The 14,416-nt window shown below is 23.8% G+C and carries 12 protein-coding genes; 9 read left to right on the top strand and 3 right to left on the bottom strand.

The window, feature by feature from the left end:
* Positions 1-37 precede the first annotated feature (37 nt).
* On the bottom strand, positions 38-643 hold the full coding sequence (gene trmB, locus NX772_RS03765; RefSeq protein ID WP_027123597.1) for a tRNA (guanosine(46)-N7)-methyltransferase TrmB: 606 nt from the start codon (positions 641-643) through the stop codon (positions 38-40).
* 72 nt (positions 644-715) lie between these two features.
* Here trmB and NX772_RS03760 point away from each other — a divergent pair, with 72 nt between their 5' ends.
* Together NX772_RS03760 and NX772_RS03755 are read left to right on the top strand one after the other, a co-directional pair.
* On the top strand, positions 716-2,197 hold the full coding sequence (locus NX772_RS03760) for an MYPU_1760 family metalloprotease (RefSeq protein ID WP_027123596.1): 1,482 nt from the start codon (positions 716-718) through the stop codon (positions 2,195-2,197).
* Positions 2,187-2,702: a DUF402 domain-containing protein gene (locus tag NX772_RS03755; protein ID WP_027123595.1), complete on the top strand. Its 516-nt coding sequence runs from the start codon at positions 2,187-2,189 to the stop codon at positions 2,700-2,702. Before NX772_RS03760 ends, NX772_RS03755 begins: the two co-directional genes overlap by 11 nt.
* A 37-nt stretch (positions 2,703-2,739) precedes the next feature.
* On the opposite strand, the gene rpsT is transcribed toward NX772_RS03755, so the two are convergent.
* Together rpsT and NX772_RS03745 are read right to left on the bottom strand one after the other, a co-directional pair.
* A complete protein-coding gene (gene rpsT / locus NX772_RS03750; protein WP_027123594.1) occupies positions 2,740-3,015 on the bottom strand; it encodes a 30S ribosomal protein S20 in 276 nt (91 codons plus the stop codon).
* Positions 3,016-3,084: 69 nt separating this feature from the next.
* The gene (locus NX772_RS03745; protein WP_027123593.1) at positions 3,085-4,668 is read right to left on the bottom strand and encodes a DUF31 family putative serine protease; all 1,584 of its coding nucleotides are present in this window, start codon (positions 4,666-4,668) and stop codon (positions 3,085-3,087) included.
* A gap of 81 nt (positions 4,669-4,749) precedes the next feature.
* Between NX772_RS03745 and NX772_RS03740 the strand changes: the two genes are divergently transcribed.
* From NX772_RS03740 to NX772_RS03710, 7 genes are all read left to right on the top strand, one after another.
* Complete coding sequence (locus NX772_RS03740; RefSeq protein ID WP_036450367.1) at positions 4,750-6,771, top strand: GGDEF domain-containing protein; 2,022 nt, start codon at positions 4,750-4,752, stop codon at positions 6,769-6,771.
* Positions 6,752-7,192, top strand: coding sequence for a 50S ribosomal protein L9 (rplI, locus tag NX772_RS03735; protein WP_027123591.1), 441 nt, complete (start codon positions 6,752-6,754; stop codon positions 7,190-7,192). The genes NX772_RS03740 and rplI overlap by 20 nt, the downstream gene beginning before the upstream one ends.
* Complete coding sequence (gene dnaB / locus NX772_RS03730) at positions 7,185-8,522, top strand: replicative DNA helicase (RefSeq protein WP_027123590.1); 1,338 nt, start codon at positions 7,185-7,187, stop codon at positions 8,520-8,522. The genes rplI and dnaB overlap by 8 nt, the downstream gene beginning before the upstream one ends.
* Positions 8,523-8,525: 3 nt before the next feature.
* Positions 8,526-9,749, top strand: a complete 1,224-nt coding sequence (locus tag NX772_RS03725) for a CNNM domain-containing protein (protein WP_027123589.1) — start codon at positions 8,526-8,528, stop codon at positions 9,747-9,749.
* Positions 9,750-9,823: 74 nt separating this feature from the next.
* Positions 9,824-11,224, top strand: a complete 1,401-nt coding sequence (gene tig / locus NX772_RS03720) for a trigger factor (protein WP_259429369.1) — start codon at positions 9,824-9,826, stop codon at positions 11,222-11,224.
* Positions 11,225-11,311: 87 nt separating this feature from the next.
* Positions 11,312-13,948, top strand: coding sequence for a preprotein translocase subunit SecA (secA, locus tag NX772_RS03715; RefSeq protein WP_027123588.1), 2,637 nt, complete (start codon positions 11,312-11,314; stop codon positions 13,946-13,948).
* Positions 13,938-14,396, top strand: coding sequence for a hypothetical protein (locus NX772_RS03710; protein ID WP_027123587.1), 459 nt, complete (start codon positions 13,938-13,940; stop codon positions 14,394-14,396). Before secA ends, NX772_RS03710 begins: the two co-directional genes overlap by 11 nt.
* Positions 14,397-14,416 lie beyond the last annotated feature (20 nt).

The following is a 14,416-nucleotide window of genomic DNA, read 5'->3' as shown; positions in this document are numbered from 1 at the left end:
CTTAATCTCCTTTAATATAAATAATTTTAATATCTTTTTAAAATTTTATTTCTAAATAATTGATATTTTTACCTTTTTCAGATCATTTTTTTTCATAACCCGTCATGATGTTGTTTTTTGATAAATCACTATTATGAAAATCTCTTGTTAAATTTAATATTTTTGCTCCAAATTCTTCAATGGATTCTATGCTATATTCAAACAAGCTATCATTATCAGTTTTAAATTTTAGAATTCCATTGTCGGTTAGTAGATTTTTATAAATTAAAAGAAAATCCTTATAAGTAAGTCTCCTTTTAAAGTGTCTTTTTTTGGGTCAAGGATCAGAAAAAGTTAATCAAATTAAATCCACTTTTCCTTCTAATAATTCTGGAAGTTTAGCAATGTCTTGGTTTATTATTTTAAAATTTTTTAAATTAAGTTTTTTAGCTTTTTTCATCGATTTTAAAGCTACTGTTGGATATTTTTCAATACCAATAAAAGTTGTGTCTGGGTTTTGTTTAGCCAACTCTACAAGCATTTCCCCTTTTCCCATACCCATTTCTAAAACAGTTTTATTATTTAATTTATAAGGAAATTCTTTAATTAAATATTCGCTTTCTAAAAGAATTTCAGAAGCGTTTGGAATATTTCTTAGTCTCATATCAAAATGATACTAAATTTAGTTTTTTATTAAAGAAATATTATAATAATAAGTAAATAGGAGGTTCTTTTTATGAAAAAAAAGTATTTTTTATTGTTATTTTTGAGTTTATCAGGATTTTTTTTATCCACTTCTTGTAATATACAAAATATTAATTATAAAGTGAATGAATATATTAAGCACAAGACCGAGTTTGGATTTAATATTATTCAATATAATAAAAATAATGCTTTTTTTCTGGATAAAAATGATTTAAATTTATTAGAAAAAAGAGTGAAAGAATCATTGTTTTTTGGTTCAGAGATTCAATTTTTAAATAATATAATAATTGATAGGCAATTAAATAATTTTAATAATAAAAATTTAAGCGCTTTTTTTGTGTCTAATACAAAAGAAATTTTTATAAATTCAGATAGGTTTAAAAATTTAAAAAATAATAATGATAAAATTGAAGCAATTTTTCAACTAATTTTCCATGAATATTTTCATTTCATTGACTCTGTTTATATTTCTAATTATGATAAAGGATATAAAATTGAAAATAAAATTTATAACAAAGATTTTGTTGAAAAGTTTTTAGATAGTTTGAATTTAAAAAATAATGATTTTCAAAGTTTTGTTTTAGATTCTTCGTTTGTAGATAAAAATAATATATTTAATTTCATAAAACCAGAGTCCTTGTACATGAAAAAAATTAATAATGAAATTTTAGATGATAAAATAAATGATAAAAATTTATTAACTAAAAATAGCATAAAACACGGACTTCAAACTTTTCCGTCAGATGCCAATTATTACTTTTCATTAGAAGAAAGAATTGCGATTGATGCATTTAGGCATTTTTACATAGAAAAACCCAATAATATACCGATTATATTAAGACTATTTTTTTCAGAGTGCTCCCCTTTTGCGAATATAGAAAAAAAAGACAATATTTTAAACTTAGAAAAAGTATTTGTAAATAATACAGCTTTTGAAGTTGACATCCAAGCCAAAGATCAAAAAATCAAGACCAAAAATAAAACTCAAGATTTTTTTAATAATTATTTAAAAATAATGAATTATGGTTTAAATATTAGCTCTTTTTTTACTAAAAATAATCAAACCTTTTTAAATAATAAAATTGAAGGTCAAGAAGAAAGTGAAGAACTTTTTATTAGTGGGTATACTAAAGAAATATATAATTCATTAGTTTTCAAAAATATTTCTGGAGATTTAGAATTATTAAATCTAGAATATACTAATTTTTCTAATTTAAAATCTCATAAGAATATAAATGATCAAGAATATAATATTTTTCCAGAATTTTTTTATTCTTACAAAACAAATAAAACGTTAAATATAGACGAGATAAATTTAGATTATGAACCTAAGTTATGAAAAGATATAAATAAAAATGGTAAAATTGAAGAAGAATTAGAATTATTTAAATTAAATAATTTTGAAAGCAATTTAGGACCTTCTTCATATAGGAGTTATTTAGCTTCGATTAATAAAAAAAATTTTCTAGAAATCAGAAATAAAAAAATAACTAAGGGGAAAGATGCAATATAAAAACTTTATAAATATTCAAGCTTATAAATACAATGGTAAGTTATATAGACAATGAAGTGGATGTAAGATATTAGAAGAAAATTCAGAACATGTAATTGTTAATATGAATAAAAAAACAAAAGTTATGGAAAAAAATTATCAAAAATGAACCATTAGAGAACAAGTTTTATGATTTTTCCATAAAAAACACTTTTTTAATGCATTAATAACTATCAAAAACGATTGTTTTTATATTTATATAAATTTAGCATCCCCATATTTTTTTGAAGAAAATACAATAAAATACATTGATTTTGATTTAGATATCAAAGTTTATCCTGGTAAAGAGTGTAATATAATTGATCAAAAAGAATTTTTCCTTAATGCTAAAAAAATGAATTATCCTAATGAAACAATTGATTTAATTTTAGATGAATTGAAGTACGTTGTAGGACTGTATGCTAACGGAAAATATATTTTTAATAAAAAATATTTAAGAGAAGTTAAAACTAAAATCGAAAAATAAAAAGTTCCTAAAAAAAGGAACTTTTTTATTATTTTAATTAAGCAACATTTGCATTTAAATGTTTATTAACAAAAGCATCAAGTCTTGAATTTTTTCTAGAACCATTATTTTTGTGTAGAACACCTTTGGAAACAGCAGTATTAATTTCTTTGTGAGCTTTAGCGATTAATTCATTAACATTTGCAGAATTTTCCATTACAGCAAGTTTAGCTTTTTTAATAGCTCCACGAACTCTTGATTTAATAGCATTGTTTCTGATTCTTGATTTTTCATTAGTTTTGATTCTTGTTATTTTTGATTTAATATTTGCCATTATTCTCCTTAATGTTTTGTTTTTAAATTATACAATATTTTTTATTTAATTTAGTAAACTTTTTAATGATTATTTTTTGTTTTCTAATTGATAGTTAAAATATAAAATTTCATTTCAATGTTGTTTTAGTCAAGATTTTTCTGTCGCAACATTGTTTAGATAAAAAATAAGTGGTGATTGACTTTCGTTTTTTTCTAATAATCTATGCATATTTAGTAATCTTTTATTGTTGCTGTTTTTATCTGTTTCTATTGGAATTGAATTAGATGAATAAAAAATTCCAACAGCTTGTTTATTTTTATTAAAGACTCCAGATCCTGAAGCACCTTTATAAAATTTATGATCATTTTCTACTTCGAAAAAGTAATCATTATCTTGATTAGCTATGAAAATATTTTCAACTTTATCTTGCTTTTTATCAATAGCATATTCTATTTTGAGAGGAGATTTTGAAAACTTAATATTTTTAGAATATATTGGATCAATCAATAATTGATCATTTTCTATTTTTATAGCTGGTTTATAAAAACCTTTAAATAATTCGCTTTCTTCGAGCGTAACACCCAATCTTTTAGTTGTTGCATTATCACTTGTAGATTCTTTTAAAATTGGAAAACCAAATGAAAAAAGTTTTTCTCCCTTTTCTTCTCCTAAAGAAGCTTTAGCAACGTTTACTAAGGTTGGACTATTATCATAAACTTCAAAAGCTTTAGGTTTTACAATATTATCTTTAAATTTAACTTTTATAACTGCAAAGTCTGAACCCGAAGGATATGCACTACTTTTAGGATAACCATTTTCAATTTCCGAGTAATTTAAAAATGTATTTTGATATTTTAAAGGTGTTAAAACTTCAATAGATTCAAAAATATTATTTTTTTCATTACTGTTATCATAAACTTCTTTAAATTCTGCTGTACCAATGTTGTAAAAATTATCAGACCTTTCGTTAGTGATCTTTTCTAATGAAGTTCCAACATCATTTATTAAGTAAGAATTATCTTTATAATTTTCGTAATTTTCAGTTCCTTTAAAAGAAATTGCCCTAATATCTTTCGAACTAAAATAATTTTCGGGAATTTCTTTTTCAAAGGAACTAGAAAAAATATCTAAAGAATTAATGCTATCTAATTCTTCCTTTGTAATTTGCTTATAAAAGTAATTTTTATTGTTTTTAGCAAGTAATTTTAGAGAGTTAGTTTTTATTTCTGGCTTATTTATAAAATTAGCAACATGAATATTCGTTGCAACATAATAGCTATTACTTTCACTAGGATCTTTATCTAAAACTCACCCTGTACCTAATTCTGTTTCGAGTTTAGAAACAAGAAATTTTCTTCTTGGATTATCAGAATATAGTTCTAAAAAAGTTTTTACATATTCTATTTGAAAAGTTCTATTTTTAATAAATTCTGTTACGCTTTCTTTATTTTCAAGATTTTTATTAAAAATATTTTTTACAACTTCTAATTTTTTATTATCAATATTAGAAAAATCTGGAGAAAGTACAAAATTAGGGCTAATAAAAGTAGTTGACTGAGAATTTTCTTTAACTTCTTCCTTAAAAATAAAAGGAATATTGCAAGAAGTTAAACTAATAGGTGAAATTATTAAGCTAGAAAGTAGCAAATTTTTAAAAACATTTTTTTTCATTTTCCTCCGTATATTGGATTAATTATAAATTAAAAACTATTTTAAAATAAAAATAATTTTTGTTTTATAATTTAATAACATATGAATAAAAAGGCTAAAATTTGATTTTATTTTTTAATTAATTTAGTATATATGTTGTTATTTTTAATAACTTTTATTGTTTTATATCATTTAAAATTAATTTCTAGTTTTTTATTATTCGGTTTATTTATTTTTTTACTAATTAGTTCTTTAATAGGCCTTCTTTGAATATTATGAAAATTTTTACATAAAACTTCCAAAATTCATTCATCACTTTATAAATATATCGATGAAGTTATTGATGAAAACAACTTAGGATTAATTCTTCACGCCACTAATGGAAAAATTATTTGAATTTCTTCTTTTATTAAAAAAAGATTTCCAGAAAATTGAATAGGTAAAAATATTGATGATGTATTTAAAAAAGGAACTAAAATAAATGAAGAAAACATAACAGGAGATGGAGAAATTTATTCTGATAAGGGTTATGTTTATTCACTAAAAAGGTATAGAGATAAAAATGCTATTTCTATTAGAGACATTACTTTATATGACAATGTATTACAAAATTACAGTAAAGAAAAAATTGTAATTGGAGAAATCGAAATAGATAATTTTCAATTACTAGTTTCTACATTAGGTGAAGAAGATTTATTTAAAGTTAAAACATTTGTTATAAATTCTCTTGATGATTTAACTAAAACATACAATTTTTCTTACAGACAATATATTGAAGGAAAATTTTGGGTAGTTACCAACTATGAAACTTTTTCTAAACTAAGAAATAAGAACTTCAATATGTTTAATGAAAAAGAGATTGAATTAAATAATTTTGGTTATGAAACAAAACAAATGATTTCACTTTCTGCAGGATTTGTGTATGGTATAAACGATATTTCTAAATTAAATCAATTAGCTAAAGATGCAATAATGTACTCTAAAACTAGAGGAGGAAATCAAATAACAGTTTTTAAATACGGTGATAAACCTATGGTTTATGGATCTAATAGTGAAATAAACTCAAGTACAAGTAGAAGTGAATTGAATTATATTTCCAAAAATTTATTAGCTGTTTTATCTAACCCAGAAGTTGAAAATATTATTTTATATGGTCATAAAAACTCTGATTTAGATGCATTAGGTTCTTGTTTTGCTCTAGGACAGTTCTTAGTGAATTATGCAAAACATAAATATAATTTAACTAAAAATATGTATATTCAGAATGTTACATTTGATTCAACAGCATTTCATTTTTTAGAAACCAACTCTGATTTTTTAGATAAAAAAATGTTTATAAAGCCTTCAATGGCTAATAAATATACAAATAAGAATACTTTAATAATTGTATTAGACACAGCTGAAGAAACTAGAATAGAAAATCCCAATGCTTTTATAAATGCTGATCCTAAAAAAATATTTATTTTTGACCATCATAGAGTTGTTTCAGGTCGTCCGGAATTTCTTTCTAAAGGAAATGATTATATAGATACAATGGCTTCATCAGCTTCCGAAATAGTTACAGAAATAATTGCATTAAATTCAAATAGAGAATATAAGTTTCTATCCCCTTTTGCTGCTCAAATGCTTTTAAATGGTATTTATTTAGATACAAATCAATTTAAAAAGTCTACAAGTATGAAAACATTTAATGCAGCTTCCATATTGAGTTTATGAGGTGCAGAAAGTACAAAATCTATTGAAACGTTAAAAATAAGTGAAAAGATTTTTAATATAATTAATAAAATTTCCCAAAAAAGCGAAGAAGTAAAGCCAGGATTCTTTTTATCTTATACAAATGAAGAAATTGATTTAGACGTGGTTTCAATGGCGGCTGATTTTATGTTAAATATACAAGGTAGAAAAGCTACATTTGTAATAGCGAAAGTGGTTGGAAAAGAAAAATATAAAATGTCAGCAAGAGGTATAAATAATACAAATGTGCAAATAATTGCAGAAGCGGTAGGTGGTGGAGGACATTTCTCTGCTGCTGCAGCAGAAAGTACAACAGAGTCTTTAGAAGAATTTGTTGATAATATAAGACAAGCGATAGTGAGTGTGAGAAATGAAAGTAATAATAATTAAAGATTGTAAAGATGGAAAAGTAAACGATGTAATTGAAGTTTCAGATGGATATGCCAAAAACTATTTAATAAGAAATGGTTTTGCTATTCCTGTAAATAAAAAAACAACTTTATTTTTAAATAAAAAATTAGAAAATATAGAAAAAGAAGAACAAGCAAAAAAAGCGGTTGCAGAAAAATTAATGGAAGAAATACATAAAGTTATGTTAACTTTCAAATTGAAAGAAACAAATAATGTTATTCATGGTTCTATAACTGCAAAAAAAGTTTTAAAAGCTTTAGAAGAAAAAGGTATTAAACTACCAAAGCATAGTTTAGAAGAACATGTTCATATAGCATCTATGGGACTTACTGTTTTAAATGTAAAATTACATAAAGAAGTAATTGCGCATTTAAGGGTTAAGGTTGAAAAAGATGAGTAGAAATTTATTTTTAGAACAAGAAATAGAAAAGTCGGTTCTTTCATATATATTAACAATCGAAGAAGATCAAGATAAAATGATTCCTTTTTTAGAAAAAGGAGATTTTTATCATAAACAAAATCAAATTCTTTTTGAAGTAATTAATAATCTTTTTGAAAACTCAAAAAAAATAAATCCTGTTAGTATTTTAAAAGAATTAAGTGATAATGATATGTTAGAGGAATTCGGTGGACCTGAAGCAATCTACTCTTTTACTTTAAATGTTCCTGCCTATTCTACTGTTAGAGAAATAATGGAAGATTTAATTTCTAAGTCAAATTTAAGAAAAGCTTCTTTTGCTCTTAAACACAGTTTTGAACAACTACAAAATATAAACAAAACTGCGGATGATGTATTAAATGAATTTGAAGCTAAATTAGTAGAAATAAGTAGAAATACTGTTAATAATAGTTTTAAAGAAATAAGAGAACTATCACAAGAAATATTAAGAGATCTTTTAAGTAGAAAAGGCTCAAGCAACTTAAAAGGTATAAGTACTGGCTTTAAAAATCTAGATTCAATAACTTCAGGATTGCAAAAAGGTGAATTAATGATATTAGCCGCAAGACCCGCTATGGGTAAAACTGCTTTTGCTTTAAATTTAACTAAAAATGTAGTCGAAAAAGATAATAATGTTGTTGTTTTTTTCTCTTTAGAAATGCCGAGTTCACAATTAGTAACTAGAATTTTAGCAGCAGAATCCGGAATACATGGAGAATATTTAAAAAATCCTAATTTATTAGTTGACAGAGATTGAGTAAAGATTTCTACAGTTTTAAATGAAAAAATAAGTAATTATAATCTTTTTATTGATGATTCAGCAGGCTTAAAATTATCAGAAATGATTTGAAAAACAAAAAAATTACTTTCTAAAATGAAAAGAATAGATTTAATAGTTGTAGATTATTTACAATTAATTGATTTAGGCGGGCATGGCAATAATAGACAAAATGAAGTTGCTAAAATTTCTAGAACTTTAAAACAATTAGCAAGAGAAATAAATTGTCCAGTAATTGCTTTATCTCAATTATCTAGAGAAGTGGAAAAAAGAGAAGATAAAAGACCTATGATTTCTGATTTAAGAGAATCTGGGGCAATAGAGCAAGATGCAGATATTATTACATTTTTATATAGACCTAATTACTATAATAAGGAAGTATCTCCGCAAGAAATACAAGAAACACAACTGATTATTGCTAAACATAGAAATGGTTCTTTAGGAACTCTTAAATTGCAATTTAATCCTAAAATAGGACTATTTTTTGAGGAAGAAAAGGGAGATTATTATTAATATATGGATAAAAAAATCATTTATATTTTTATTCTCATTTTCTTATTGATATTATCAGCCTTTTTTTCAGCATCTGAAACTGCTTACTCTTCAGTATCAAGAGCTAAACTAGAAGAAAACTTAGAAGATAATAAACCGTTTCGAAAAAAAATAATTATTAAAAGATATGAATTCTTCCCTTCAACATTATCAACGATTTTAATTGGAAATAATATTGTTAACATAGCTGCATCTATTTTATTATCATCATTGCTTACAGAATTTATTACTGATGATAATTTAGAAATTGTAATTTCTACGTTAATTATGACACCTTTAATAGTTATATTCGGTGAAATAATTCCCAAAATCTTTGCTCAAAAGTATCCAGTCCACTTTTTGAAAAAAAATTATTTAATTTTATCGTTTTTTTATTATTTGTTTTGACCAGTAACTATATTGATTTCTAAAATAGTAAAACCAAATCAAATTACTAATACAGAAAACGAACTAAAACAAATATTAAATATTGGATATAAAGAGGGTGTGCTAGAAAAAGAAGAATCTATATTAGCAAAAAATGCTTTAGATTTTGACTCTATAAAGGTATATAAGCATTTTATAAGAATTAAAAATACTACTTTCGTTTCATATGATGAATCTTTAGAAAACATTAAAAAAACCTTTAAAAATACAGGTTTTTCACGAATTCCGGTATCTAAAAATAATAAGTTTATAGGAATTATTTTATTGAAAGATATATTCTATTTAGAAGAAAATAAAGAGTTTAAAATTGATGATTTCATTGTTGAAGTTCCTTATATATCTTCAAATTCCCTTTTAAAAATCGCATTAAAAAAATTAAAAGAAAATAAAAGTCAATTCGCTTTTATTACAAAAAATAATGATGATAAAAAAGTTATTGGAATTTTAACTTTTGAAGATATTTTAGAAGAATTGGTTGGAGAAATATATGATGAACATGATTTTAGAGATAAATTAGATATTTATGAAATAGAAGATTCCTCTAAAATTATTGTAAATTATTCTACTGAAATTGAAAAAATAAATGACATTTTAGATATAGAATTGGATGAAAATTTCAAAACCATAGGTGATTTTTTGGTAAAAATTTCAAATAAAAAATTAACATTAAAATTTAAATATTCATTAAATAATATTTATTTTAAAGTTGTCGAAAATAAGAGAAATGAAGAACCAAAAATTGAAATTTGAAAAGAGGATTAAAAAACAAAAGCAAATACACAAAAAATAATAAAAATAATTTATAATTTATAAATATTAAAATAAGGAGTTTTTTTATGGTTAAAAGAGAAGTTTCAGCGAAAACATCAGAATTAATAGTAAAAGTAAAAGCTGAAAAATCAGAGTGATTAGAAGCTCAAAAAAAAGGGAAGAATAAATTAATTAAAAATTTACAAATTCCAGGTTTTAGAAAAGGTAAAGTTCCTTTAGATAAAGCTAAAAACTTAATAAGTGAACAACAAATTATTTCAGAAGCAGCGAATTTAATTGTTGAAAATATGCAAAAAATTGCAAATTCACAAATAGTTGAAAGCGATCAAGTTTTAAGTTGACACCCTGAAGTGAAACCTGTTTCAATTTCTAAAGAAGAATTCGAATTAGAATTCGTTTATCCTATTTATCCTCAATTTAAATTAGCAGATTACAAAACTACAGGAGTTGAATTTAAAGTTAAAAAAGTTACAAAAGCAGATATAAATGAAGCTGTAGATAAATTAGTTAAATCTCATTCTTTATATGAAAGTATAGAAAAAGAAATAAAAAATGGTGATATAGTAACTTTTGATTTTAAAGGATTTATAAATGATGAGCCTTTTGAAGGTGGAGAGGCACAAGATTTTGAACTTAAAATAGGATCTAACAACTTTATTAAAGGTTTTGAAGAAGCTATGATAGGATTTAAAAAAGGGGATGAAAAAGAAATTAAAGTTTCCTTTCCTAAAGACTATCACGCAAAAGAATATGCAGGTAAGCCAGCTGTTTTCAAATTAAAAATTAAAGATGTAAAAAGAGCTAACAAAATTGAGTTAAATGATCAATTTGTTGCAGATTTAAAAATACCTAATGTCCACTCTGTTACAGAATTAAATAAATATTATGAAAACGTTCTTACAGAAGAAAATAATGAAAAAGCAAAAATGGCATTTCAAAAAGAAATTTTTGACTATTTATTTAGTAAAACTGAATTTCCTGTTTCATCAGTTTTAATTAAAGAAGAAATAAAAAGAGTTAAAAAGATTACAGAAGATAAATTGAAAGAACAAGGTTTTAGTATTAAAGAATATGCAGAATTACTAAAAATTAATTCAGAAGATTTAGAAAAGACATTTGAAGCAGAAGCTTTAAATAATTTAAAAACATCATTAACTTTTGCAGAAATATCTAGAATTGAAAAACTTAATGCTGTTGAAGAAGATTATCAGAAAGAATATGCCAAAATTGCTAAATTATATGGATTTAAAGATACAAAAGGTGTAGAAGGTGTAATAACTAGAGAACAACTTCAAATTCCTATAGTAAATAGAAAAGTTATTGATAGATTAATTCAATATAATACAGGGAAAATAGCTGATAAAATTAAAGCTGCTAAAAAAACTGCCGCTAAAAAAACAACAAAAACTGCAACTAAAAAATCATCCACATCTTCTAAAACTGCTAAAAAAGAAAATACTAAATAATAATCAAAAATAAAGAAAATATAAAGGTTTTAAAGAACCTTTTATTTTTATTTTTGCAAATAATAGAGTAAAATTTAAATACTTATGATAAAGAGAATTAAACATTTTTTTAATACATCAGCTGAGATGAAGTTGGCTAAAAAATTACTTAAAGAAATTAATAGTATAAGATCTAAATATTCTTCTATGAGTGATTTTGATCTACAAAGTCAAACTAAACTTTTTAAGGAAAGATTAAAAAACGGAGAAACATTAGAAGATATAAGGGTAGAAGCTTTTGCCGCAATAAGAGAAGCAACTAGAAGAGTTTTAAATAAATTTCCTTATGACGTTCAAATTTTAGGTGGATTAATCTTAGACATGGGATCAATTGCTGAAATGAAAACTGGTGAAGGAAAAACTATTACTTCTATTGCTCCCGCTTATTTAAATGCTTTAGAAGGTAAAGGTGTTATTATTTCAACAGTAAATGAATATCTTTCAGAACGTGACGCAGAAGAAATGGGGAGAGTTCATAATTGAATGGGTCTTAGCGTTGGTATAAATAAAGCTCAAATGGATAAAATATCAAAAAGACAAGCTTATAATTCTGATATTACCTACTCTGTTCATTCAGAACTTGGTTTTGACTATTTAAGAGATAATATGGTTTTTGATAAATCTCAAAAAGTTCAAAGAGGGTTAAATTATATTTTAATAGATGAGGTAGATTCTATTTTAATAGATGAAGCTAAAACCCCTTTAATTATTTCGGGAGGAGAAAAACATAGTTTGAATAATTATTTACCTGCCGATCAATTTGTAAGAACTTTAGCAAGTGAAGATTATGAAATAGATTTAGAAAGTAAAGCAATTAAATTAACTGAAAGTGGTATAAATAAAGCTAATAATTTTTTTAATTTAGAAAATTTATATCATATTCAAAATTCTCATTTAGTTCATAGCATTCAAAATGCACTTAGAGCTCATAAAATAATGAAAAAAGATGTAGAATACATAATAAGAGACGGAAAAATTGAATTAGTAGATACCTTTACAGGAAGAATAATGGAAGGAAGAAGTTATTCAGAGGGACTACAACAAGCTATTCAAGCTAAAGAAATGATTGAAATAGAACCTGAAACTAAAACAATGGCTACAATAACATATCAGAATCTATTTAGAATGTTTAAAAAGTTAAGTGGTATGACAGGAACTGCCAAAACTGAAGAGCAAGAATTTATTGATATCTATAACATGAGGGTAAATGTTATAGACACAAATAGACCTATTATAAGAAAAGATGATGAAGATCTTATATTTAGTTCTTTTAAAGCAAAATATAAAGCAATAGTTAACGAAATAAAAGAAAAACATAAACTAGGACAGCCAATTTTAGTAGGTACTTCACAAGTAGATGAGTCAGAATATATTCATTCTTTGCTTCAAAAAGAAGGCATTCCTCATACAGTTTTAAATGCTAAACAAAATGAACAAGAGGCTGAAATTATAGCCAAAGCAGGTCATGTAGGATCAGTAACAATAGCAACTAATATGGCGGGTCGTGGAACAGATATAAAACCAACAGAAGAAGCATTGGAAAAAGGTGGTCTTTATGTTTTAGGTACGGATAAATCTGAATCCAGAAGAATTGATAACCAACTTAAAGGTCGTTCAGGTAGACAAGGAGATATTGGTTATTCTAGGTTTTTCCTTTCTATAGATGACCAATTAATTACAAGATTTGCTCATTACGATCAAATAAAAGAGGCATTTGGAAGCGAAAGCGAAGAACCAATTAAAGAGAAATCAATTTATAAATTTTTTAAAAGAGCTCAGAAAAAAATTGAAGGTCTTAATTATGATAACAGAAAAAATGTTTTAAATTTTGATGATGTAATAAGACAACAAAGGGATCTTGTTTATACTCAAAGAGATATAGTTTTAGAAACTGAAACATTAGACCATTATATAGAAAAAATATTTTCAAGAGCGATTAATAATTTTATTAATTTTGAACAAATATTAAAACCAAATAAAGAAATCAATTATTCATACTTAACAGATTTCCTAAATGAGAACTTTTCAAGAATTTCTAAAGTTTTCTTTACTTATGAAGAAATAAGTCAATACCATTTTGAAGATTTAATAGAATATATTAATGAAAAATTGAAAAAAACTTATTTTGATGTTATTAGAGTTAATTTAAAAGAAAATTTAAAAGAAGATGAAAAAGTTTTAAATGAAGAAAGAAGAATTATTTTGTCCGCATTAGATCATAAATGACAAAATCATATTGACATATTAGATAGATTGAGATCTTCTGCTAATTTAGTTCAATACTCTCAAAAAAATCCTTTTCAAATTTTTACAGAAGAAGCAACAAAGAAATTTGAAGTCTTTATTAATGAAAGTGCTGATCAAATTATAGTAGCCTTATTTAATAATTATAATGGAAGAAAAATTGAGTATTTTGATGTTCAATTATCAAATGGTGAATTTATAACTTTAAATAAAGATATGAATGAGTTTCAAATTCAGCAAATAATTGAAAAAGAAGAGCAAAGAATTCAATTAGAAAGAGAAGCAAATGAATATGTTAGAATTGAATTAGTTGATGGAAGTATTTTATCTCTCTCTAAAACCACACCAGAAGAAACTATAAAAAAAATAGTTAATGAGCATAATGCTAGAATATTAGAATCGCAAAATAAAAGTATAGAAACACAAAAAGATGAAAACTAAAATTTGAAAAAATGTTTTTTTAGTTATATTCTTTTTTTCTTTTTTAGCAGCTTTAATAGAAATTATTACTTATATAATATTAAATAAAATAAAATTAGATTTTCTACTTTTAAATTGAACACTAATTTTTTCATTTCCTTTAATTTTAATTTTTTATTATCTATTTATTAAATTTATATTACCAAAATTTAAAAACCATATAATCAAAGACATAAAATTATATTCAGATTTTTGTTCATTAATACAAAAAAATAAAATAAATTTAGCAAAATTGACTTTATTTTTACTAATAATTATAATAAATGGAATATTAGTGCGAGAATATTTTATGTTTAATCCTAAAATTATTGTTTTGAGTTTTATTGTTGAAAATGTTTCTTTTATTTTGTTTCAAAACTTTTATTTTCAAGAAAAGTGTAATAAATTTAATTTTAAAACAAGAAAATAAAAATCGAGAATTTCTCGATT

It is taken from the genome of Mesomycoplasma molare (genome assembly GCF_024918955.1).
Lineage (GTDB): Bacteria > Bacillota_I > Bacilli_A > Mycoplasmatales > Metamycoplasmataceae > Mesomycoplasma_A > Mesomycoplasma_A molare.
Note: the sequence above shows the minus strand (reverse complement) of the source record. Positions and strands in the feature narration are given on the sequence as shown.